The 21,058-nt window shown below is 73.6% G+C and carries 20 protein-coding genes; 12 read left to right on the top strand and 8 right to left on the bottom strand.

The genetic code is table 11. From position 1 onward, the window contains the following. Positions 1–132: 132 nt before the first annotated feature. The 11 genes from hemE to D7D94_RS11980 all read left to right on the top strand — a co-directional run bounded on the left by hemE (position 133) and on the right by D7D94_RS11980 (position 9,774). On the top strand, positions 133–1,167 hold the full coding sequence (hemE, locus tag D7D94_RS11930) for a uroporphyrinogen decarboxylase (protein ID WP_156242808.1): 1,035 nt from the start codon (positions 133–135) through the stop codon (positions 1,165–1,167). A 71-nt stretch (positions 1,168–1,238) separates the two neighbouring features. Continuing rightward, positions 1,239–2,843: a protoporphyrinogen/coproporphyrinogen oxidase gene (locus D7D94_RS11935; RefSeq protein ID WP_156242809.1), complete on the top strand. Its 1,605-nt coding sequence runs from the start codon at positions 1,239–1,241 to the stop codon at positions 2,841–2,843. Between the two features lie 106 nt (positions 2,844–2,949). Beyond that, positions 2,950–3,276, top strand: a complete 327-nt coding sequence (locus D7D94_RS11940; protein ID WP_156242810.1) for a hypothetical protein — start codon at positions 2,950–2,952, stop codon at positions 3,274–3,276. Then, complete coding sequence (locus D7D94_RS11945; RefSeq protein ID WP_156242812.1) at positions 3,276–3,692, top strand: phage holin family protein; 417 nt, start codon at positions 3,276–3,278, stop codon at positions 3,690–3,692. Before D7D94_RS11940 ends, D7D94_RS11945 begins: the two co-directional genes overlap by 1 nt. Beyond that, on the top strand, positions 3,682–3,969 hold the full coding sequence (locus D7D94_RS11950; RefSeq protein ID WP_246171793.1) for a hypothetical protein: 288 nt from the start codon (positions 3,682–3,684) through the stop codon (positions 3,967–3,969). The genes D7D94_RS11945 and D7D94_RS11950 overlap by 11 nt, the downstream gene beginning before the upstream one ends. Positions 3,970–4,017: 48 nt before the next feature. Continuing rightward, on the top strand, positions 4,018–4,695 hold the full coding sequence (gene hemQ / locus D7D94_RS11955; protein ID WP_156242814.1) for a hydrogen peroxide-dependent heme synthase: 678 nt from the start codon (positions 4,018–4,020) through the stop codon (positions 4,693–4,695). Next, on the top strand, positions 4,692–5,681 hold the full coding sequence (hemC, locus tag D7D94_RS11960; protein ID WP_156242816.1) for a hydroxymethylbilane synthase: 990 nt from the start codon (positions 4,692–4,694) through the stop codon (positions 5,679–5,681). The genes hemQ and hemC overlap by 4 nt, the downstream gene beginning before the upstream one ends. Positions 5,682–5,695: 14 nt before the next feature. Beyond that, positions 5,696–6,538, top strand: a complete 843-nt coding sequence (locus D7D94_RS11965; protein WP_156242818.1) for a uroporphyrinogen-III synthase — start codon at positions 5,696–5,698, stop codon at positions 6,536–6,538. Next, complete coding sequence (gene hemB, locus D7D94_RS11970; protein ID WP_156242820.1) at positions 6,535–7,518, top strand: porphobilinogen synthase; 984 nt, start codon at positions 6,535–6,537, stop codon at positions 7,516–7,518. Before D7D94_RS11965 ends, hemB begins: the two co-directional genes overlap by 4 nt. Before the next feature lie 60 nt (positions 7,519–7,578). Further along, a complete protein-coding gene (hemL, locus tag D7D94_RS11975; RefSeq protein WP_156242822.1) occupies positions 7,579–8,901 on the top strand; it encodes a glutamate-1-semialdehyde 2,1-aminomutase in 1,323 nt (440 codons plus the stop codon). Between the two features lie 144 nt (positions 8,902–9,045). Continuing rightward, complete coding sequence (locus tag D7D94_RS11980; protein WP_156242824.1) at positions 9,046–9,774, top strand: DUF2786 domain-containing protein; 729 nt, start codon at positions 9,046–9,048, stop codon at positions 9,772–9,774. Here the strand turns inward: D7D94_RS11980 and cofC are convergent. From cofC to cofG, 4 genes are read right to left on the bottom strand one after another with little or no spacing between them, the layout of a single operon-like run. Further along, positions 9,690–10,448 (bottom strand): 2-phospho-L-lactate guanylyltransferase, encoded by a 759-nt coding sequence (gene cofC, locus D7D94_RS11985; RefSeq protein ID WP_156242826.1) that lies wholly within the window; start codon positions 10,446–10,448, stop codon positions 9,690–9,692. The two genes, D7D94_RS11980 and cofC, sit on opposite strands and share 85 nt — an antisense overlap. After that, a complete protein-coding gene (gene fgd, locus D7D94_RS11990) occupies positions 10,445–11,458 on the bottom strand; it encodes a glucose-6-phosphate dehydrogenase (coenzyme-F420) (RefSeq protein ID WP_156242828.1) in 1,014 nt (337 codons plus the stop codon). Before fgd ends, cofC begins: the two co-directional genes overlap by 4 nt. Then, complete coding sequence (locus tag D7D94_RS11995; protein ID WP_156242830.1) at positions 11,455–13,044, bottom strand: flavin-containing monooxygenase; 1,590 nt, start codon at positions 13,042–13,044, stop codon at positions 11,455–11,457. Before D7D94_RS11995 ends, fgd begins: the two co-directional genes overlap by 4 nt. Continuing rightward, a complete protein-coding gene (cofG, locus tag D7D94_RS12000; RefSeq protein ID WP_156242832.1) occupies positions 13,041–15,467 on the bottom strand; it encodes a 7,8-didemethyl-8-hydroxy-5-deazariboflavin synthase CofG in 2,427 nt (808 codons plus the stop codon). The genes D7D94_RS11995 and cofG overlap by 4 nt, the downstream gene beginning before the upstream one ends. Here cofG and D7D94_RS12005 point away from each other — a divergent pair. Further along, entirely contained in the window at positions 15,466–15,909 is a 444-nt protein-coding gene (locus D7D94_RS12005) for a hypothetical protein (protein ID WP_156242834.1), read from the top strand. The two genes, cofG and D7D94_RS12005, sit on opposite strands and share 2 nt — an antisense overlap. On the opposite strand, the gene D7D94_RS12010 is transcribed toward D7D94_RS12005, so the two are convergent. The 4 genes from D7D94_RS12010 to D7D94_RS14385 all read right to left on the bottom strand — a co-directional run bounded on the left by D7D94_RS12010 (position 15,860) and on the right by D7D94_RS14385 (position 21,022). After that, a complete protein-coding gene (locus tag D7D94_RS12010; protein ID WP_156242836.1) occupies positions 15,860–16,672 on the bottom strand; it encodes an ABC transporter ATP-binding protein in 813 nt (270 codons plus the stop codon). The genes D7D94_RS12005 and D7D94_RS12010 overlap by 50 nt on opposite strands. Then, positions 16,669–17,778: a FecCD family ABC transporter permease gene (locus tag D7D94_RS12015; RefSeq protein WP_156242838.1), complete on the bottom strand. Its 1,110-nt coding sequence runs from the start codon at positions 17,776–17,778 to the stop codon at positions 16,669–16,671. Before D7D94_RS12015 ends, D7D94_RS12010 begins: the two co-directional genes overlap by 4 nt. Next, complete coding sequence (locus tag D7D94_RS12020) at positions 17,775–18,827, bottom strand: ABC transporter substrate-binding protein (protein ID WP_156242840.1); 1,053 nt, start codon at positions 18,825–18,827, stop codon at positions 17,775–17,777. Before D7D94_RS12020 ends, D7D94_RS12015 begins: the two co-directional genes overlap by 4 nt. 98 nt (positions 18,828–18,925) lie before the next feature. Then, on the bottom strand, positions 18,926–21,022 hold the full coding sequence (locus tag D7D94_RS14385) for an ATP-binding cassette domain-containing protein (protein ID WP_156242842.1): 2,097 nt from the start codon (positions 21,020–21,022) through the stop codon (positions 18,926–18,928). Positions 21,023–21,058 lie beyond the last annotated feature (36 nt).

Genomic DNA, 21,058 nt, shown 5'->3' on the forward strand with positions numbered 1-21,058 from the left:
TAAAAGTCAGTTCTGAATGATTCATGAAAAGAAAGGGTTGCCTAACCGGCGCTTTCCGGGCATCCTGTGCGAACCCGTCGGCCGGCGCCGGCCATCCTGCTCGTTCGCGGCGGCGGATGGGAGGATGAGGGCATGCCTTCCCTCGATGCGCCCCTCCTGCGCGCCCTGCGCGGCGAGCGCCCGGAGACGACCCCCGTCTGGTTCATGCGGCAGGCCGGCCGCTCGCTTCCCGAGTACCGCGAGCTGCGGGTCGGTACGCGCATGCTCGACGCGTGTCTGACGCCCGACCTCGCCGCGGAGATCACGCTGCAGCCCGTCCGCCGTCACGGCGTCGACGCGGGCATCTTCTTCAGCGACATCGTCGTGCCGCTGCGCGTCGCGGGCATCGACGTCGAGATCGTGCCGGGCCGCGGTCCCGTGTTCGCAGACCCCGTGCGCACCCGTGCCGACGTGGACCGCATCACCGCGATCGACCCCGCCGCGGTCGTCGCGGCGGCGGAGCCCGTGCGCGAGGCCGTCCGCGCGGTCGTGGCCGAGCTCGACACCACCGGCACGCCGCTCATCGGCTTCGCCGGCGCCCCGTTCACGCTCGCGGCGTACCTCGTCGAGGGCGGCCCGTCGAAGGAGCACCTGCGCGCCCGCGCCATGATGCACGCCGACCCCGAGGCCTGGCACGCGCTGGCCGGATGGCTCGCGCAGGTCTCGCGCGGATTCCTCCGCACGCAGATCGAGGCGGGCGCCGCCGCCGTGCAGCTCTTCGACTCGTGGGCAGGGTCGCTCGCCCCCGCGGACTTCCGCGCGTTCGTGGCGCCGCACTCGGCGGTCGCCGTCGACGGCCTCGAGGTTCCCGTCATCCACTTCGGCGTCGGCACGGGGCCCGTGCTCGCCGACATGCGGCTCGACGGGCGCGCTGCTGCGGTGGGCGTCGACTGGCGCGTGCCGCTCGACGAGGCCGCCGCGATCGTCGGCGAGGGCACGACGCTGCAGGGCAACATCGATCCCGCGCTTCTCACCGCGCCGTGGGAGGTCCTCGAATCCCACGTGCGCGATGTCGTCGAGCGCGGCCGCTCTGCCCGCGCGCACATCGTGAACCTCGGTCACGGCGTGCCGCCGGAGACCGATCCGACCGTGCTGACCCGCATCGTCGAGCTCGTCCACAGCCTCTGACGCGTTCTCGTCACCGCCCCGCGGGGCGCTCGCGGCCGCCCCGCCGGGCGCTCGCCTGAGAGGATGGGGCGGTGACCGAGAAGCTCGACGAACTGTACGCGCACGCCCACGAGAAGCACGCGGTCGTCGTGGGCGGCGGCATCGCCGGACTCGTCGCGGCCTGGGAGTGCGCGAAGGTCGGCATGCGCGTGACCGTGCTCGAGGCCGGCGAGCGCACCGGCGGCGTGTTGCGCTCGGGCGAGGTCGGCGGCGTGGTGCTCGACCTCGGGGCGGAGAGCTTCGCGACCCGCGGCGGGCACGTGCGCGCGCTCATCGACGAGCTGGGTCTCGGCGACGACGTCGTCACGCCCGGCACCGGGGCCGGCGGCGCGTGGGTCGCGGGCGTGCCGGGAGTCGGCGCAGCGCCCCTCCCGGCCGGTGGCCTCCTCGGGATCCCCGCGAACCCGTTCGCGCCCGACGTGCGCCGCATCCTCGGCTGGGGCGGCGCATGGCGCGCGTACCTCGACCGCGTGAAGCCGGTCCTCACGATCGGCCACGCCGCGAGCCTCGGGCGCCTCGTGCGCACGCGTCTCGGATCCAAGGTGCTCGACCGCCTCGTCGCGCCCGTGACGACGGGGGTCTACTCCGCGCACCCCGACGACATCGACCCGGACGTCGCCGCCCCCGGTCTCAACGCCGCCCTCACGCGCGCGGGCTCGCTCACCGGCGCCGTCGCCGAGCTCGTCGGCGCCCGAAAGAGCGCACCGGGCGGCGCCGTGCTCGGGCTGCGGGGCGGGATGGCGCGCCTCGCCGATGCGCTCGTCGAGCGTCTCGAGGTGCTCGGCGCCGACATCCGCACGCTCAGCCCCGTGGAGCGGCTCGACCGCACGGACGCGGGGTGGACGGTGCACCTCGCGGCGGGCGCTGCGGGCGCTGCGGGCGCGGCCGGTGCTCCGGGCGCTCCCCACCGCCAGACGATGTCGTCTCATCCAGGCGACACGGAATCCCGCGACTTCTCGGGTGCGCTCGATGAGACGACATCATATGGAGCCCAGGATGGCCCCGCCTCGCCCGCGCCCGCCGCCGCGGCCCTCGACGCGCACGTCGTCATCGTCGCGACGGATGAGGCGACCGCGCGCCGACTGCTCGCGCCGCACGCCGAGGGCCTCGCGGCGGAGCCCGCGCGACCCGGCCCCGTCGTCGAGATCGTCACGCTGGTCCTCGACGCCCCCGCCCTCGACGCCAAGCCGCGCGGCACGGGCGTGCTCACGGTCCCCGGGTCGCACCGCGCGAAGGCGCTCACCCACGCCAACGCCAAGTGGCAGTGGGTCGCCGACGCCGCGGGCGACCGGCACGTCGTGCGGGTGTCGTTCGGCACGCAGGACGAGGAGCCCGCCACCGCGCACCTCTCCGATGACGACACGGCCGCGCTCGCCCTCCAGGAGGCCGCGGCGCTCCTCGGCGTCCCGCTCGCGGCGGACCAGCTCCGCGGCGCCCGCCGCGAGCGGTACCTCCAGTCGCAGCCCGCCGCGACCGTGGGCCTGCGCGCGACGACCGATCAGGCGCGCACGGCCATCCGCGCCATCCCCGGCGCCATCGCGGTCGGCGCGTGGCTCGCGGGCACGGGGCTCGCCCAGGTCATCCCCGACGCGATCGCCGAGGCCGAGCGCGTGCGCCGGTCGGCGCTGTTCGACTGAACGCGGCTACACCCCGGGCGACGCGCGCGCAAGGCGGATGCCGAAAACGGCATACATGGTTACTGTGGAGTCCTGAGCAAGCCGGAACGACTGTGAGGAGAACCCGATGCGGGGGAAGCTGGGACTCGTGATCGGCCTCGGTGCGGGCTACGTGCTCGGCACGCGCGCCGGACGTGCGCGCTACGAGCAGATCAAGGACAGGGCGCAGGAGGTGTGGGAGCTTCCCGTCGTGCAGGCGCAGGCGGCGAAGGTCTCCAAGCTCGCGAAGTCGAGCGCGCTCGCGGTTCCGCGTGTGGCCTGGAACGGCGCGATCAAGGTCGTGAAGGCCGCCACCACGTCCGGCACGCCGGGCCAGCGTCTGGACGCCGCGCTCGATGAGACCGGCGACGCTGTCGACGACGTGAAGGGCGCCACGGGGAAGGCCGAGGGCTGATGGCGCAGCTCCCGCCGTCGCCGGTGCGAGATCGCGCCGACGACAGTCTCTTCACGCTCATCGGCGATGTGCCGGAGCTGGTGCGCAACCTCGTCATCGCCGAGGTCGACGCCGCGAAGAAGTGGGCGGCGAAGACCGCGAAGGATGCGGGGTTCGGCACCGGCTGGATGCTCGTCGCGCTGTTCTTCCTGTTCTGGGCCATCCCCGCCTTCCTGTGCTTCGTCATCGCGCTGCTGTCGCTGTGGCTGCCGGTGTGGGCGTCGGCGCTCATCGTCTTCGGCGTCGGCGTGATCCTCGCCGCCGTCTTCGCGCTCCTGGGGCTGCTGCGATTCAAGCGCCTCGCCAAGAGCGAGAACCCCGCCAGCGCGGCCCGCACGGACGTCGCCATCGTCAAGGAGGTCGCGAATGAGTTCTGATCGCATGCACGGCGAGGCGCTCATCTCGAAGACCGTCGTGCCGAGCGGCATCGAGGACCCGGTGGAGCGTGCGCGCGCGGAGCTGCGGGCCGCCCTCAACGCGATCGAGGTCAAGGGCAACCTGCCCCGCCGCGCATCCGACGCCATCCAGCGCGGCGCGGTGAAGGCGCGTGCGTTCGCCGACGGCAACCCCGGCGCGGCCGTCGCGGCGGCCGTGGGCGCCGCAGCGGCCGTCGGCGCCGTCGTCTGGGGCCTCGCGCGGCTCATCGCCCGCTGAACGGGCGGACGTTTTCGCCTTCCGCGCGAGCGGGAGCATGATGGAGTCATGCCTGACGAACTCGAGACGACCGGAGACAGCTACAGCCTCTGGGCGGTGTGGCGACGCAACCCCGACCGCCCGGTGACGGAGACCGATGCGACGGAGCTCGAGGACATCGTCTCCCTCCTCGCCGGGGAGGGCGTGACCGTCCGCGGGTTCTACGACGTCAGCGGCCTGCGCGCCGACGCCGACCTCATGGTGTGGGTGCACGGCGCGGTCCCCCAGGACCTGCAGCGGGCCATCCGCCGCCTGCGTCGCACCGAGCTGCTGAAGAACCTCCTGCCGACCTGGAACGGGATGGCGGTGCACCGCGACGCGGAGTTCAACAAGCGCCACGTGCCCGGCTACATGCGCGGCATTGCCGCGAAGGGCTGGCTGACGGTCTACCCCTTCGTGCGCAGCTACGAGTGGTATCTGCTTCCCGACGAGGAGCGCAGCGCGATGCTCGCCGACCACGGCCGGAAGGGTGCGGCGTTCCGCGGCGTCACCGCGAACACGATGGCGTCCTTCGCGCTCGGCGACTACGAGTGGATGCTCCCGATCGAGTCCGACCAGCTGAACGACCTCGTCGACATGATGCGCGACCTGCGCTACACCGAGGCTCGCCGCCATGTGCGCGAGGAGGTGCCGTTCTTCACCGGTCGACGCATCCCCGCATCCGAGGTGGCCGAGGTGCTGCAGTGACCACCGCCATCCGCCTCGGCACCCGCCGCAGCGCGCTGGCGATGTCGCAGTCGTCGATGGTGGCGCGCGCCCTCGAGGAGAAGGCGGGCCGCCCGGTCGAGCTCGTCGAGATCGTCTCCGAGGGCGACGTGTCGCGCGCCTCGCTGTCGCAGCTCGGCGGCACCGGCGTCTTCGCCACCCGCCTGCGCGAGGCGCTCCTCGCCGGCGAATGCGACCTGCTCGTCCACTCGCTGAAGGACCTCCCCACCGCGGGGGCGCCCGGCCTCCTCGTGGCCGCGACGCCCGTCCGCGCGGATGCGCGCGACGTCGTCCTCACGCGCGACGGCACGCCGCTCGCCGAGCTCCCAGTCGGAGCCCGCGTCGGCACCGGATCGCCGCGTCGCATCGCCCAGGTGCGGCGCGCCAACCCCGGCGTGCAGGTGCACGACCTCCGCGGCAACGTCGACTCGCGTATGCAGCGCGTGCGCGACGGGGAGCTCGACGCGATCGTGCTGGCCGCCGCCGGACTCTCTCGGCTCGGATCGGACATCGACCTCGCGATGGAGTTCCAGGACCTCGGCGGATGGCCGACCGCGGCCGGGCAGGGCGCTCTCGCCGTCGAGACGCGGCTGGACATCGACGACGACCTGCTCCGCGCCATCCGCGCCCTCGACGACCCCGCGACGCGGTTCGCGGTGACGGTCGAGCGCGCGGTGCTGGCCGGCGTCGAGGCGGGCTGCCATGCGCCGGTCGGCATCCACGCCGACTTCGCGGGCGACGAGCTGCGGGTGTCGGCGGTGGTCTACGGGGAGCCCGGCGTCGAGATCACGGCGGAGAGCGCCGAGGTCGTGGCGCAGGAGTATATTCATGCGCAGGGCGGCGGCGACGGTGCAGATGCCGCCCGTCGCGTCGTCCCCCGACGAGCGAGCGAGATCGGCACCGAAGTCGCCGGTCAGCTTCTCGACCGAGGGGCGTCCGACATCGTGACACCCTCGACCACTACATGAAGCCACTGGATCATATGACCGCTAAGCCTCTCGCCGGATGGCGGGTGCTCGTGCCGCGCGGCGGCCCCTGGGGCGACAGCGTCGCCGCTCGGCTCCGCACGGGCGGTGCGACGCCGGTGATCGCGCCCCTGATCAACTTCGCTCCCACCGAGGACAAGGCCGCACTCGAGCAGGCGCTCCGCGACCTCGCCGACGGCCGGTTCCACTGGCTGACGGTCACGAGCGCCACGACCGTCGACGTGCTCTTCTCCTACGGCGCGCGGATCCCCGAGGGGACGAAGGTCGCCGCCGTGGGCGAGACCACCGCGACCGCGCTGCAGGCTGTGGGCTACGGCGTCGACCTCGTGCCCGACACCGACAACTCCGCCGCGGGCCTCGCCCGGCAGCTCCTCGCGCTCGAGTCCGAGCCGCGGCGCATCCTCACGCTGCGCAGCGAGATCGCCAAGCCCGTCCTCACCGACGCGCTCATCGCCGCGGGGCACGACGTGCACAGCGTGGTCGCATACCGCACGGTGGGCGTGCCCGCTCCCGAGCGCGCGCACCGCGACGTCCTGAACGGCCGCATCAACGCCATCCTCGTGACGAGCGGCTCGGTCGCCGAGCAGGTGCGCGAGCAGTTCCCCGTCATCCCCGACGAGACGATCATCGCCGCGATCGGCCCGCGCACCGCGCGGGATGCGAACGCGGCGGGCCTCCCCATCCATCTCGTCGCCCCGCGGCAGAGCGTGGAGTCGCTGATCGACGCGCTCGCCGACATCCCGGTCCCGCCGCCGAGCGCCGAGGCGCGCGCCATCCCGGAGACCACCCCCACCGAGGTCGTGCGCATCCCCCACGCGGCCACCAAGGACGATCGATGAGCTTCCCCACGCACCGCCCGCGGCGACTCCGCACCTCTCCGGCGGTCCGCCGTCTCGTCCGCGAGACGCACCTGGCGCCATCCCAGCTCGTGCTGCCCGCCTTCGTGCGCGAGGGCATCACGGAGCCCGTCGACATCGGATCGATGCCGGGCGTCCGCCAGCACACGCTGGACTCGCTGCGGCGCGCGGCGGTCGAGGCCGCCGAAGCGGGCGTCGGCGGGATCATGCTGTTCGGCATCCCCGAGGTGCGCGACGCGATCGGCTCCGGCGCGGACGACCCCGAGGGCATCCTCAACGTCGCCGCGGCCGCGCTCGCGGCCGAGGTCGGCGACGCGCTCGTCGTGCAGACCGACCTGTGCCTCGATGAGTTCACCGACCACGGCCACTGCGGCGTGCTGCGCGCCGACGGCGGCGTCGACAACGACGCCACCCTCGAGCGGTACGCGGCGATGGGCGTCGCGCAGGCGCGCGCAGGCGCGACCCTGCTGGGGCTGTCGGGCATGATGGATGGCCAGGTGGCGGCCGTCCGCGAGGCTCTCGACACCGAGGGCTTCATCGACACGATCATCATGGCCTACTCCGCGAAGTACGCCGGCGCGTTCTACGGCCCGTTCCGCGAGGCCGTCGACTCTCAGCTGAAGGGCGACCGCCGCACCTACCAGCTCGACCCGGGCAATGCGCGCGAGGGCGTCCGCGAGGCGATCGCGGACGTCGAGGAGGGCGCCGACATCGTCATGGTGAAGCCCGCCATGCCGTACCTCGACGTGCTCGCCGACGTGCGCGCGACCGTCGACGTGCCGGTCTGGGCGTACCAGGTGTCGGGCGAGTACGCGATGATCGAGGCCGCTGCCGGCAACGGCTGGATCGACCGCCGCGGCGCCATCCAGGAGTCGCTGCTGGGCATCCGGCGCGCGGGCGCGGACGCCATCCTCACCTACTGGGCCGTCGAGGCCGCGGGCTGGCTGCGCGAGGCTCACTGACCCGTCGTCGGTCGGTCGCCTCCGGCCCGCCCTGCAGGAGCGGTGCGGGAGAATAGAGGCATGACCGACCGGAACGACGCCCTGTTCGAGCACGCCCGCGCTGTGATCCCCGGCGGGGTGAACTCGCCGGTGCGCGCATACGGCTCGGTCGGCGGCACGCCGCGCTTCCTCGCGTCGGCCCGGGGCGCGTACGTGACGGATGCCGCCGGTCGCGAATACGTCGACCTCGTCGCCTCGTGGGGTCCCGCTCTCCTCGGCCACGCCCATCCGGAGGTCGTCGCCGCCGTGCAGGAGGCCGCCACCCGCGGACTCTCCTTCGGCGCGCCCACCGAGGGCGAGGTGGAGCTCGCCGACCTCATCGTCGAGCGCGTGCAGGCCGGGGGCCTGAAGCCCGTCGAGCAGGTGCGCCTGGTGTCCACCGGCACCGAGGCGACCATGACGGCCATCCGGCTCGCCCGCGGCGCGACCGGCCGCGACCTGCTGGTGAAGTTCGACGGCAACTACCACGGCCACTCCGACGGGCTCCTCGCGTCGGCCGGGTCCGGTGTCGCGACGCTCGCGCTCCCCGGCACGGCGGGCGTTCCCGCGGCGATCGCGGGGCAGACCCTCGTTGCCCCCTACGGCGACCTCGACGCCGTGCGCGAGATCTTCGCCGCGCACGGGCACGAGATCGCCGCGATCATCGTCGAGGCCGCGCCCGCGAACATGGGCGTCGTGCAGCCGCAGCCGGGCTACAACGCGGCGCTCGCGCAGATCGCGCACGACGCGGGTGCGCTGCTCATCCTCGACGAGGTGCTGACCGGGTTCCGCGTGCATCCCGCGGGGCACTGGGGCCTGCAGGTCGAGGCGGGCGAGCTGTTCGAGCCCGACATCATCACGTTCGGCAAGGTCGTCGGCGGCGGCATGCCGCTGGCCGCCCTCGGCGGGAAGCGCCGCGTCATGGACCAGCTCGCACCCGTCGGCCCCGTCTACCAGGCGGGCACCCTGTCCGGGAACCCGCTCTCTGTCGCGGCCGGTCTCGCCACGCTGCGCCTCGCGACCCCCGAGGTCTACGCGACCGTCGACGCCGCCGCGAAGACGGTGGCGGATGGCCTGGGTGCTGCCCTGACGGAAGCGGGCGTCGTGCACGCGATCCCGCGCGCCGGCAGCCTCTTCGGCCTCGCGTTCCTGCCCGAGGAGCCGCGCGACTACGCGACGGCGAAGACGCAGGAGGCGTTCCGCTACACGCCGTTCTTCCACGCCATGCTCGACGCGGGCGTCGCCCTGCCGCCGAGCGTGTACGAGGCGTGGTTCCTCACCGCCGCGCACGACGAGGACGCGCTCGGCCGCATCCTCGAGGCGCTGCCCGGCGCCGCGCGGGCGGCGGCGGCCGCCACCGCATGAGCGGATCCGCCGCCCTCTGAGCGGATCCGTCGCCCTCTGCACAGGGCGACGGATCGCGCGTGTCCTCCCCAGAGGCGTCGAGCGCTGCCCGCGGGCGGGGGTGGTCCCTTCGAGGATGTGAGGCATCCGATCGAGGAGGAGATCATGACGGAAGCGAAGCTGGATCTCATCGCGAAGCTGCTCGCGAAGGCCGAGAGCACGACGCCCGAGGAAGCCGAGGCGCTCACCGAGCACGCCGCGCGGCTGATGGTGAAGTACGGCATCGACCAGGCGCGCATCGACGAGCGGCGTGCGCGCGGCGGGCACCCGCCTGAGGAGATCGTGCAGGAGCGGATGGTCTTCACGGGCGCGTACGCCCGCGACCTCCGTGATCTCGGCGGGGCCGTCGCGCACGCGGTGGGGACCATCCGACCGCTCCAGGCCGAGCTCGCCGGGGTCGGATCGATCCTCATCCTCGTCGGCTACGCCTCCGACGTGCGGCAGGCGCAGGTGCTGATCGGAAGCCTCCGCATCCAGGCGATGGTCGCGATGCGCGCCTGGTGGGACGCCGCTCGGGTCGCGTACGAGTGGCACACGGAGAGCGAGCGGCGTCGTGCGCGCAGCGGGTTCGTCCGCGGCTTCGGCGGAGGCGCGGCCGCAAGGATCGCGGAGAACCGGAACGCCGTCGTCGAGGAGGCCGGCTCGGGCACCGACCTGGTGCTCGCCTCCCGGCGACAGCGCGTGGACGCGTTCGTCGACGGGATGCCCACCAGGCGCGCGCGGCGTCGCAGCGGGGCGGATGCCGGTGCCTACGTCTCGGGACACCGCTCAGGTCGGCAGGCGAACACCGGCGAGGCGGCGATCAGGGAGCGAAGGTCCCTTCCGCAGGGGTGAGCGAGGAGCGCGGCCGTGCGCGGTCCGAGCCCGAGGGCCGCGGCCGCGCGGAGCTGCGCGAGCGTGTCGACGTCGCGCCGCAGCGTCGAGCCCGACCCGACGTCCAGGTCGACGTGCGCGAGGGCGCGGTGCCGTGCGGCCGAGCCCTCGCCGAACGCCGGTTCGAGCGCGACGGCGGGGAGCGCCGTGATGAGCGTCGACCCGGTGCCCTCGGCGTCGGCGACGAGCCCGCGCGGCACGGCCTCGGCGAGGGCGAGCGCCGCGTCGAGATCGGATGGCCGCAGCGCCGGCAGATCGCCCAGCAGCACCGCGCGCGGACGGCGCGGGTCGAGCGTCGCGAGTCCCGCGCGGATGGCCGGCGCGAGACCCCTCGGCGCGCTTTCAGCGACGAAGCGCAGCACCGGAGATTCCGCGAGCCCCGGATCCGCCGGCGCCTTCCGGTCCGGCTCACGCGGGATCTCCGGCGCTCGGGCCTCGAGGTCCGGCCAGGGGCCATCCGCCGTCACCACGACCACCTCGGCGACGCGCGTCGACCGGGCCACCGCCGCGACGGTGTCGCGGGCGATCGCGCGGGCCAGCGCGACGCGGTCGACGCCGGGCACCGCGAGGCGCGACTTCCCGACTGCCGCAGGCTTCACGGGGATGACGACGTGCCATCCCGCCGCCGCCGTCACGCGCCGTATTCGGCGCGCAGCCGCGGCAGGACCTCCGTGCCGTACAGACGCAGGAACGCCTCCTGGTCGTGGCCGGGGTCGTGGAACACGAGGTGGCGGAACCCGAGATCGACGTACCCGCGGATGGCGGCGAGGTGCTCCTCGACGTCGTCCGACACGATGAAGCGCGACGCCGCGCGCTCGATCGGCAGAGCATCGGCGAGGCGCTGCATCTCGCGGGGGTCGTCGACGCCGGTCTTCTCATCGGGGCTCAGCGCGAGCGGCGCCCAGAAGCGCGTGTTCTCGAGGGCCTGCGCGCGGTCGGGGCGGAACGAGACCTTGACCTCCAGGAGGGTGTCGACGTCGTCGCGGGTGCGCCCGGCCTTCGCGAGCCCCTCCTCGAACGCGGGCAGGAGCTTGTCGGCGTAGAGCGCGGGGTCCTTGCCGCTCGTGGTGATGTATCCGTCGGCCATGCGGCCGGCGAGGCGGGTGGCGGCGGGCCCGGAGGCGCCGATGTAGATCGGCACGAGCTGGTCGGAGCGGTCGTAGATGGTCGCGTTCTGCACCGAGTAGTACGTGCCGTCGAAGGTGACGCGCTCGTCGGTCCACAGACGGCGGATGAGGGTGATGGCCTCCTTCATCCGCTGGAAGCGCTCGGGCGGCTCCGGCCATTCGAGCCCGAGCGTCACCTCGTTGAGCGCTTCGCCCGTGCCCACGCCGAGGATCATGCGCCCGGGGTGCATGGCGCCGAGCGTCGCGAACGCCTGCGCGACGACGCCCGGGTGATAGCGGAAGGTGGGCGTCAGCACCGACGTGCCCAGCAGCACGCGCGACGTGCGCTCGGCCGCCGCGCCGAGCCACGGAAGCGCGGCCGGAGCGTGACCGCCGTCGTGCCGCCAGGGCTGCAGGTGGTCGCTGAGGAAGACCGAGTCGAAGCCGACCTCCTCGGCGAGGACCGCGAAGTCCAGCAGCTCGCGCGGGCCGAACTGCTCCGACGATGCCTTGTATCCGAACCGGAACGGGATGGTCATGGCTGGGCTCCTTCGTGCACGAGCGCGGGCAGGGGATCGAGTTCGCGGGCGACGCGGGCGAGGCGCTCGCGGAAGGCCGCGACGGTGCCGGGCCAGAGGAGGGTGAGGCGGCCGCTCCGGGCGTCGACGTACCAGTTGTCGCAGCCGCCGGCGATCCACGGCGTGCGGGCCGAGCGCTCCACGATCTCGCGCGTGTAGGCGGCCTCGGCCTCCGCGGTCACCCGCACGTCGCGCCCGCCGAGGATGCGCGCGGCGGTGAACGCGGCCTGCTCCTCGAGGATGAGGACGGCGGAGCTGTGCCCGAGAGCGGCATTCGGGCCGCCGAGGATGAAGAGATTCGGGAAGCCGTGCACGAGCGTCGACCCGACCGAGGTCATTCCGTCGGCCCAGTGCTCGTCGAGCGTCCGCCCGTGCTCGCCGGTCACGAGCGGCGCATACGGCTGCCGAGTCGAGGCGAAGCCCGTCGCGAGGACCACGACGTCGGCGGCGTGACGCGTTCCGTCGGCCGCGATCAGCTCGTCGCCCTCGACGGCCGCGAGAGCGGATGGCACGAGTCGGACCGCGGGCGAGGCGACGGCCGGGTAGAACGCATCGCTCAGCAGCACGCGCTTGCAGCCGAAGGCGTAGTCGGGGGTGAGTGCGTCGCGCAGCGCGGGATCGGAGACCTGCGTGGCGAGATGCGCGCGCGCCACTGCCTCCGCGGCGGCAGCGGCCGCCGCATCGCCGGACCGGGAGGCGAAGCGCGCCTCGCCCTCGGCGTGCAGCTCGTCGCGGAGGCGTGCCGCCGCCGCCGGGTCGTGCAGCGCGTCGATCTCCTGCGGCGTGTACGCGCGATCGCCCTTGGGCACGATCCAGGCGGGGGTCCGCTGGAACAGCGTGACCTCCGCGCCCGCCTGGACGAGGGCGGGCACGAGCTGGACCGCGCTCGCGCCGGTGCCGACGACGGCGACGCGGCGCCCGGCGACGTCCGCGTCGTGGTTCCACCGTGCCGAGTGGAAGATCGGGCCCGGGAACGCCTCCAGGCCGGGCACCTCGGGGATCCGAGGCTCCGTCAGCCGCCCGCACGCGAGGATCAGGTGCCGCGCGCGAACCACCGCGGGACAGTTCGCAGGAGATCGACTGCCCTCGACGCCGAGAGACCGCTTCCCGGCAGCCCCGGCGCCTGGATCTCCTGCGGTGTGTCCGGCTCGGACTTCGATGATCCAGCCCTCGCCATCCCACCGTGCCCCGGCGAGCGCGGTCTTCAGCCGCAGCTGCCGGTCGAGGCCCTCGTCGCGGACGACGCCCTCGAGGTAGGCGCGGATCTCGGCGCCCGGAGCGAAGACGCGCGACCATGCGGGCGACGGATGGCCGGAGAGCGCGTAGAGGTGGGAGGGCACGTCGCACGCGACGCCGGGATAGGTGTTGTCGCGCCAGGTGCCGCCGACCGACGCGCCGCGTTCCAGCATCACGAAGTCGTCGTCTCCCGCCGCACGCAGGGCGAGCGCGGCCGCGATCCCCGCGAACCCGGCGCCGACGATGACGGTGCCGACCTCGCCCGTGCCGACCTCGCCCGTGCCGGTCGCGCCTCCGCCGGTCGTGGTCATCCGTCGCCCCGCGGGACGTCGCCGTACGTCGTCGTCCGCTGCCGGAAGGGCCGGAAGAGCCGTCGCGCGATGCCGCGCGCGGTCTCCACGGGCAGCTCCAGGCCCGTCTCGACGCCCGCGCGGGGGCCGACCCGGCCATCCCGCAGCGTGCCGCCGAGGTCGTCGCCGCCCGCGCGCAGGAGATCGGCGGAGAGCTCGAGACCGTGCCGCGTCCACGGGATCTGCACGTGCGGGATGGCGCCCGACAGCATGAGGCGCGCGACCGCGACCATCGCGCGGTGCTCGTCCGCCGGGCTGCGGCCCGCGACGAGCGGCACGCCCCAGCCGGGCATCGGAATCGGCACGAACTCCGTGAAGCCGCCCGTCTCGGCCTGGATCGCGAGCAGCCTCCGCAGGTGCGCGACCCGCTCCGCCGCCGTCTCGACGTGCCCGTAGAACAGCACCGACGTCGAGCGGAACCCGGCCCGATGCGCGGCGGTGATCGTCTCGATCCAGCGGTCGACCTCGAGGTCGCCCGGCGCGACCTCTCGGCGCACCCGCTCGCTCAGCACCTTCACGCCCGTGCCCGGCACGGTGTCGACGCCCGCCTCGCGCAGCGCCGCCAGCGCGCCCGCGAGTCCGAGGCCGGTGCGGTCGGCGAGGTCGGCGACGTCCTGCGGACGGAACGCGTGCAGATGGATGGCCGGGGCCGCGCGCTTCACGGCTCGCGCGATGTCGAGGTAGGCGTCGGGCGCCTCGGACGGCGCCACCACGCCCTGCACGCAGATCTCGGTGAGGCCGAGGTCCACGGCATCTCGCGCCATGGCCTCGAGGAGGGCGAGGTCGTACTCGTCGTCCGCGCTCCCGCCCGCGGCTCGAAATCCGGTGCCGGCGATGTTCCGGTTCGCCACGACGCTGACGGTCTCGCCGACGGTGTACCGGCGCACGTCGTCCGCGGTCTGCGCGAGCGCGTCGAGCTCGTCGCCGGTGGCCGCCAGCAGCCGCTCCCACTCGGCGTCGTCGAGCGACGCGGGATCCTGTGCGGCGCGCTCGATGACCGCCGCGATGAGACCGCCGGGTGCCGACAGGGTGACGCCCGGGTCGACGGCGGGAACCGCGGCCGCCCCGGAAGGCGCCCGTCCCTCGGGGCGCAGCACCGCGCCATCCGCCCCGTGCCGCGCGAGCCCGTCGTCGCCGGCGAGGGCCCGCGTCGCATCGCGGATGGCCGGGTCGAGCCACGCGTCGTCGCGCACGTACTCCGGGTGCGCGGTGAGGCGCTCGCGGAGGGTGAAGCCGAGGTCTGCCGTCCGCGCGGCGAGGTCGTCGACGTGCGGCCAGGGGCGCTCGGGGTTCACGTGATCGGCGGTGAGCGGCGAGACGCCGCCCCAGTCGTCGGCGCCCGCGCGCAGCAGCAGCGCGAACTCCTGCGGGTCGGAGAGGTTCGGGGGCACCTGCACGCGCATGCGCGGGCCGAGCACGAGGCGCGTGACGGCGACCGCCGACGCGTGCTCGTGCAGCGCGGCGTCGGGGGCGTCCTGCATCGCGGTCCGCGGCTTGGCGCGGAAGTTCTGGACGATGACCTCCTGGATGTGCCCGTGCCGGTCGTGCGCATCGCGCAGCGCGATCATCGACTCGGCGCGGTCGCGGAGGCTCTCGCCGATCCCCACGAGGATGCCCGACGTGAACGGGATGCGCGCGCGGCCCGCGTTCTCGAGCAGCTCGAGCCGCACCGCCGGGTCCTTGTCGGGCGAGAGGTGGTGCACGCGGCCGGGCTCGGTGAAGAGCGTGCGCGAGGTCGTCTCCAGCATGACGCCCATCGACGGGGCGGATGGTCGCAGCGCGGCGAGCTCGTCCGGTCTCATCACACCGGGGTTGAGATGGGGGAGGAGCCCGGTCTCGTCGACGATGAGCCGCGCCATCGCGCCGACGTACTCGAGAGTGGAGGCGTAGCCGTGGACATCGAGCCATGCGCGGGCCTCGGGCCAGCGGTCCTCCGGCCGGTCGCCGAGCGTGAGGAGCGCCTCCTTGCAGCCGAGCGCCTGCCCCTGCCGTGCGACGGCGAGCACCTGCTCCGGCGACATGTACGCGGGCTTGGCCTTCTTGAGGAGCTGGTTCGGAGTGTCCACGAAGACGCAGTAGTGGCACCGATCGCGGCACAGGGTGGTCAGCGGGATGAACACCTTGCGCGAGTAGGTGATGACGCCGGGGCGCCCGGCGAGGGCGAGCCCCTCGTCCCGCGTGCGGGCGGCGAGATCGAGCACGCGCTCCCGGTCGGGGCCGTCGGCCTCGAGGAGCGCGAGCGCGTCGTCGACGTTCAGCCGCTCGCCAGCCTCGGCGCGCTGCAGGGCGGACTCGACGGCGGTCGCGCTGAGCAGGGTCACCGCCCCAGTCTCGCACCGCGAGGGCCCCCGGGCGCGGCGCGGCGCTGGCAGGATGGTCGTCATGGTGACGCTGCTCCTCGATCACGCGCAGCTCGAGATCGGGCTCTCGCCCCTCGAACGCGCCCTCGCCTTCCGTCGGGAGAGCATCCGCATCGCGCGCGCATCGATCGCGAAGGTCCAGCTGACCGGCGATCCGTGGACCTGGCTCCGCGGCGCGCGCGCTCGCGGGACGCTCGTCCCCGGCACCGTCGCGCTCGGCACGTGGCGCCTGGCCGACGGCGACGACTTCGTCGCGGTCCGCGGGCGGCGCCTGCCGGGCGTCGTCATCGACCTGGATGGCACGGGCGAGTTCCAGCGTCTCGTGCTGTCGACGCGGCACGGCCTCGCGCTCACGCGCGCGCTGCGCCTCGACCTCGATGCGGCCGCCGAAGCGGTGGAGCTCGGGACTCAGTCCCTCAAGACGCCGCAGCCCGCACCGCGGCCGGTGCCCCGCCCCGCGATCTGAGCGCTCCGGGACGGAATGCCACAAGGAGGCCTCCCGCCTCGTCGCACACGACATCGGCGCGCACGCCGTACACCTGGGCGATGAGCTCGGAGGTGAGAACATCGGCCGGGGCGCCGCCCGCGACCACCCGCCCGCGGTCGAGCACGACGAGATGATCGCAGAACATCGCCGCGAGATTGAGATCATGAAGGGCGATGACGGCGGTGACCGGGAGGTCGGCGATCAGGCGCAGGATCTCGAGCTGATGGCGGATGTCGAGGTGGTTCGTGGGCTCGTCGAGGAGGATCTCCCGGGGCTCCTGCGCGAGGGCCCGGGCGATCTGCGCCCTCTGGCGCTCGCCGCCGGAGAGGGTGTGCCAGAGACGGTCCGCCTTGCCCGCGAGCCCCGCGTGCCGCAGCGCGGCTTCCACCGCGCGGTCGTCGGCGGCGCTGTCGAGCCCGAACGGCGAGCGGTAAGGCGTCCGGCCCAGGCGCACCACGTCGCGGACGACAAGGTCGACGTCGGTGTCCGCATGCTGCGTGACGGTCGCGACGGTGCGGGCGAGGTCGCGACGGCGCAGCGTTCTGAGGTCTGCGCCGTCCAGGAGCACGGTGCCGGATTCGGGTCGCGCCACACCCTGCAGGAGGCGCAGGAGCGAGGACTTGCCGGAGCCGTTCGGCCCGAGCAGCCCGACGGTGTCTCCCGGCTGTGGATGGAGGGTGACCTCGTCCACGACGAGCACGCCGCCGCGTCGCCACGAGACCCGATCCGCCTGCAGCGTCATGCGCGACCCCGCTGCCGGACGAGGAGCAGCACGAAGACGGGGACGCCGACGATCGCCGTCGCGACGCCCACGGGGAGGGGCGTGGGCGCGAAGGCGACGCGAGCGGCCGCGTCCACCCACACCATGAACACGGCGCCGAGGACGACCGTGGCCGGCAGCACCCGCGAGTGGCGCTGGCCGACGAGCATGCGGGAGGCGTGCGGCAGCACCAGGCCGACGAACCCGATCGCGCCCGCGACGCTCACGAGCGTCGCGGTGAGGAGCGCGGTGAGGGTGAGCAGCAGGAAGCGGGTGCGCGCGACGTGGATGCCGAGCGACGCGGCCACATCCTCGCCGAAGGCAAACGCGTCGAGCGACCGGGCGGAGCCGAGGCCGAGGGCTGTCCCCGCGACCACGACGGCCGCGCAGAGGGCCACATCGTCCCAGCGCATGCCCTCGAGCGAGCCGAGCAGCCAGAACATCACGCCGCGCGTCTCGTCGGAGTCGGCGAACGCGAAGATCACCAGCGACGTGAGGGCGCTGAAGAGCTGCGTCCCGGCGACGCCGGCGAGGATGATGCCGGAGGTGCCGCCGCTGGTGTACCGAGCCAGCACCACCACGAGGCCGAAGGCGATCAGGGCACCCGCGAACGCACCGCCCGAGAGCCCGAGTGCTCCGCCGGAGACGCCGAGCACGCCGACGAGCACGGCACCGGTGGAGGCGCCCGAGGACACTCCCAGCACATAGGGGTCCGACAGCGGGTTGCGCGTCAGCGACTGCAGGATCGCGCCGCACAGTCCGAGCCCGGCGCCAGATGCGGCGGCGACGAGCGCACGGGGCAGGCGCTCCTCCCACACGATCGCGTCCTCCGACACCCGCACGGGGGTCTGCGCGAGACCGAGGTGGTTGAGCAGGATGTCGCGCACATTCACGAGAGACACATCCGCGGGGCCGAGGGTCACGGCGACTCCGACCGAGAGCAGCAGCGCCAGCGCGCCGGCCGCGATGAGCGCGAGACCCAGCGCGAGACGGGCAGGAGTCGAGCGGCGGCGGGGAGCCGGAGTCTCGACCGGCGTCGTGGTGGCCTCGGAGCGCTCGGTGTGCTCGATCGTCACCGACACCGTCATCCCTCGCCCTCGTCCTGGTGCTCGAGCGCCCAGGTACGGATCTTCTCCAGCGCGTCGACGAAGCGGATGGACGGATTCATCTCTGCCCCGTGCAGTGCGATGAAGTCCGCTCGCTGCACCGCGCTGAGGGTCCGGGTGAGCGGATCGGCCGTGAGGAAGGCGATCTTGTCGTCCAGGCGGTCGCCGGGGAACCGGTCGCGCTGCAGGTCGCCGAGCACGAGGATGCTCGGGTCGGCGTCGACGACGCTCTCCCAGCCCACCGCGGGCCAGTCATCGGCGGTGTCGGCGAACACGTTGGTCATGCCGGTCAGCTCCGCCAGCAGCGACGCGGAGCCGAACCCGCCCGCGGTGTACGGCGTCTTCGTGTCGGCGAACCAGAACACCGCGCTCCGCCCGCCGAGGTCGACGCCCTCCGTCGCGGCAGTCGCGCGCTCCTGGAGGTCGGCGATGAGCGCCGCCCCTCGGTCGGCGACGTCGAAGATGTCGGCGAGCTCCTGGATCTCCTGGTAGAGCGCCTCCACCTGCAGCGGCTCCGTGCGGGTGCCGCCGCCGTTGACGCTGATCCCGTTGTCGCAGTCGGTCGGGGACAGGTACGAGCCGACGCTCGTCTCAGCGAGACGATCGCGCGTCACCACGCCGCCCTCGTTGTAGTGACGACCGAACGACGCGGTCACGAAGTCCGGATCCGCCCCGAGCACGACCTCGTAGGTGGGCGCGTTGTCGGACAGACGCGGCACGCCCTCGTTCTCGTCGGCGAGCGACGGGAGGATCGGATCCGTCCAGGACGCGGTTCCCACGATGCGGCCGGCGAGGCCGAGCGAGAGGAGGATCTCCGTCGAGTTCTGGTCGAGTGACACGACACGCTGCGGCGCGCGCTCGATCTCGACTGTCTGGCCGCAGTTCTCGATGACAAGCGGATACCGCGTGTCACCCTGTCCGACGGCGTCCGCGGAGTCCTCGACCACCTCCGACGCTCCGCAGCCCGTCAGGGCGACGAGGGTCACGAGGGACGCCGAGGCGGCGATCGCGCGCAGGCGAGTGAAGATCACGGGGACTCCTTGTGCTCGAGCCCCGGACGATGACGGGCGCAGCGTAGGTCGGACCAAGTAAGGATAGCCTCATCTTCGTCGCGCCTCCGCAGCGGTCCTCAGACCGGGTGCGAGGAGCCCATCTCGTCGTCCCTCCGGTCCGCGTCGTGCTCGTCGGCCTCGTGAGGCTCACCGCCGCTGAGGATGTCGTCGAACGAGTACCCTTCCTCGTTCTCGCCCTCGACGACCGCGGCGTCCTCGTCCTCGGTGGACTCCTCGACGCCGAAGGTCGGGATGAGGATCGTCCGCGTGGCGAGGTCGTCGACGGTGGGCGCGGTCACCGGGGGGTGGGCGGCATCGTCCGCGAGCGGATCGTGCCCCAGGAAGGCGGCGGCGCCGGCTACCGGCTCAGATCCGCCGGCGAGGAGGTTCGCCAGCCGTGCCGAGCCGGGAAGGCTCAGCGGCGGGAGGTCGACGCGGGTGTCGTCCGCGGTCGGCTCGTCCTCCTGCGGCTCGTCCTCGTCCAGCTCGATGACCTCGTCCGGCTCCTCGAGGACGTCGGGCACGTCGGCGTCGTCCTCCCCGTCGACCGCTGCGGTGGCCTCCACCTCGGACTCGCGCTCGGTCTCGTCGTCGCCGCCGTCATCGACGATCTCGCCCTCGATCTCGTCGGCCGCGGCCTCGTCCTCGTCCTCGTCCAGCTCGACGATCTCATCGGGCTCCTCGAGGACGTCCGGGACGTCGGCGTCGTCGCGCTCGCCGTCGGCGCGGTCGGCCTGCGCGCTCTCGTCCGGCTGACCGTGGTCGTCGTCCGCCGCCGCGTGCTCCGCGCCTTCGGCCGATGCGCTCGGGGACACGCCCTCGGCTGCGGCGGCGTCGTCCTGCGTGAGCTGCGGAGCGACGTCCTCGTCGTCCCAGGCATGGGCGGCACCGGGGTCGCCGTCGAGGGCCGGTGCCTGCAGGAAGGCGTCGGCCTCGGCGACCTCGCGCGCGAACTCCTCGTCGCTCGTCGGCTCGCTGGATGCCGGCCTGCCCCAGGTGGCGGGTGTGGCCTCGGTCATGCCGCCGGCGTCCGCGGTCGCGGGGTCGCCGGCCGAGTCGCGGCCCTCGGCAGGATCCGGCTCGGAGCCCTCGACCTGCTCGGGATCGATCACGACGTCCTCGGACGCCGCGCCGTCGGTCGGCTCGGTCGCCTCGGCAGCCGCGCCGTCCGTCGCCTCGGCACCCGCGCCATCCGTAGCACCGGCACCTGCGCCACCCGCCAGACCGCCACCCGCCAGGCCGCCGCTCGCGGGCGGCAGCGCCGCGGTCATGGGCGCGACGTACTGCCCGCTGACGAGCTGGATGAAGACGTCCTCGAGGCTGGGGCTGCGCTGCTGCAGCGTGGTGAGGGCGATGCCGGCCGATGCGGCGAGTGCGCCGATCTGCGCGGCCGACGCGCCGTGCACGCTGATGCCGGAGCGGAGGAGCTCGAACTCGTAGCCCGCGTCACGGAGCGCGCGGGACAGAGCGGTGCGGTCGGCGGCGTCGACGGTGACGCTGAGGGAGGACGCGTCCTCGAGGTCCTCGATGGCGCCGGCGAAGACGAGCGACCCGTTGGAGATGACGAGGAGGCGGTCGGCGACCTGCTGGATCTCGCTGAGCAGGTGCGAGGACACCAGCACGGTGCGGCCCTCGTCGGCGAGGCGGCGCATGAGCAGGCGCATCCAGCGGATGCCCTCGGGGTCGAGGCCGTTGGCCGGCTCGTCGAGGATGAGCACGCCGGGGTCGCCGATGAGCGCCTCGGCCACCGCGAGCCGCTGGGTCATGCCGAGGGAGTAGCCGGAGATGCGCATGTCGGCGACGTCGGAGAGCCCGACGAGCGAGAGCACCTCCGCCACGCGCGTCGCGGGTACCCCCGTCTGACGCGCGACCGTCGTGAGGTGCTTGGTCGCGGTGCGGCGGGCGCGGAAGCTCGGGGACTCCGGAACCCAGCCGACGTGACGGCGGGGGCTCGTGAGCTGCGCGAAGGTCCGGCCGTCGATCGTCGCGGTGCCCGCGTTCGCGCGGAGCTGGCCGAGGAGGATGCGCAGAGTCGTCGTCTTCCCCGCCCCGTTCGGGCCGAGGAACGCGGTGACGAACCCGGGGTCGACGCGGGCGGTGAAGTCCGACACGGCCGCGATCCCGTCGAAGGTCTTGGTGACGCCCGTGAACTCGAGCACCTTGCCGTCGGTCATCTCGACCCCTTCATCTGCATGCATGTTCCCCCTATC

The sequence above is a fragment of the Microbacterium oryzae genome, assembly GCF_009735645.1.
GTDB classification, from domain to species: Bacteria; Actinomycetota; Actinomycetes; order Actinomycetales; family Microbacteriaceae; genus Microbacterium; species Microbacterium oryzae.

What these genes read in the sequence shown, in the direction of transcription:
- D7D94_RS12005 (WP_156242834.1), top strand. Translation starts at nt 15,466, where the DNA reads ATGGTGACGCTGCTCCTCGATCACGCGCAGCTCGAGATCGGGCTCTCG.
- D7D94_RS11995 (WP_156242830.1), bottom strand. Translation starts at nt 13,044, where the DNA reads ATGACCACGACCGGCGGAGGCGCGACCGGCACGGGCGAGGTCGGCACG.
- hemL (WP_156242822.1), top strand. Translation starts at nt 7,579, where the DNA reads ATGACCGACCGGAACGACGCCCTGTTCGAGCACGCCCGCGCTGTGATC.
- fgd (WP_156242828.1), bottom strand. Translation starts at nt 11,458, where the DNA reads ATGACCATCCCGTTCCGGTTCGGATACAAGGCATCGTCGGAGCAGTTC.
- hemQ (WP_156242814.1), top strand. Translation starts at nt 4,018, where the DNA reads ATGCCTGACGAACTCGAGACGACCGGAGACAGCTACAGCCTCTGGGCG.
- hemB (WP_156242820.1), top strand. Translation starts at nt 6,535, where the DNA reads ATGAGCTTCCCCACGCACCGCCCGCGGCGACTCCGCACCTCTCCGGCG.
- D7D94_RS11940 (WP_156242810.1), top strand. Translation starts at nt 2,950, where the DNA reads ATGCGGGGGAAGCTGGGACTCGTGATCGGCCTCGGTGCGGGCTACGTG.
- D7D94_RS12015 (WP_156242838.1), bottom strand. Translation starts at nt 17,778, where the DNA reads ATGACGGTGTCGGTGACGATCGAGCACACCGAGCGCTCCGAGGCCACC.
- D7D94_RS11965 (WP_156242818.1), top strand. Translation starts at nt 5,696, where the DNA reads ATGACCGCTAAGCCTCTCGCCGGATGGCGGGTGCTCGTGCCGCGCGGC.
- D7D94_RS14385 (WP_156242842.1), bottom strand. Translation starts at nt 21,022, where the DNA reads ATGACCGACGGCAAGGTGCTCGAGTTCACGGGCGTCACCAAGACCTTC.
- cofG (WP_156242832.1), bottom strand. Translation starts at nt 15,467, where the DNA reads ATGACGACCATCCTGCCAGCGCCGCGCCGCGCCCGGGGGCCCTCGCGG.
- D7D94_RS11945 (WP_156242812.1), top strand. Translation starts at nt 3,276, where the DNA reads ATGGCGCAGCTCCCGCCGTCGCCGGTGCGAGATCGCGCCGACGACAGT.
- D7D94_RS12010 (WP_156242836.1), bottom strand. Translation starts at nt 16,672, where the DNA reads ATGACGCTGCAGGCGGATCGGGTCTCGTGGCGACGCGGCGGCGTGCTC.
- hemE (WP_156242808.1), top strand. Translation starts at nt 133, where the DNA reads ATGCCTTCCCTCGATGCGCCCCTCCTGCGCGCCCTGCGCGGCGAGCGC.
- D7D94_RS11950 (WP_246171793.1), top strand. Translation starts at nt 3,682, where the DNA reads ATGAGTTCTGATCGCATGCACGGCGAGGCGCTCATCTCGAAGACCGTC.
- D7D94_RS11980 (WP_156242824.1), top strand. Translation starts at nt 9,046, where the DNA reads ATGACGGAAGCGAAGCTGGATCTCATCGCGAAGCTGCTCGCGAAGGCC.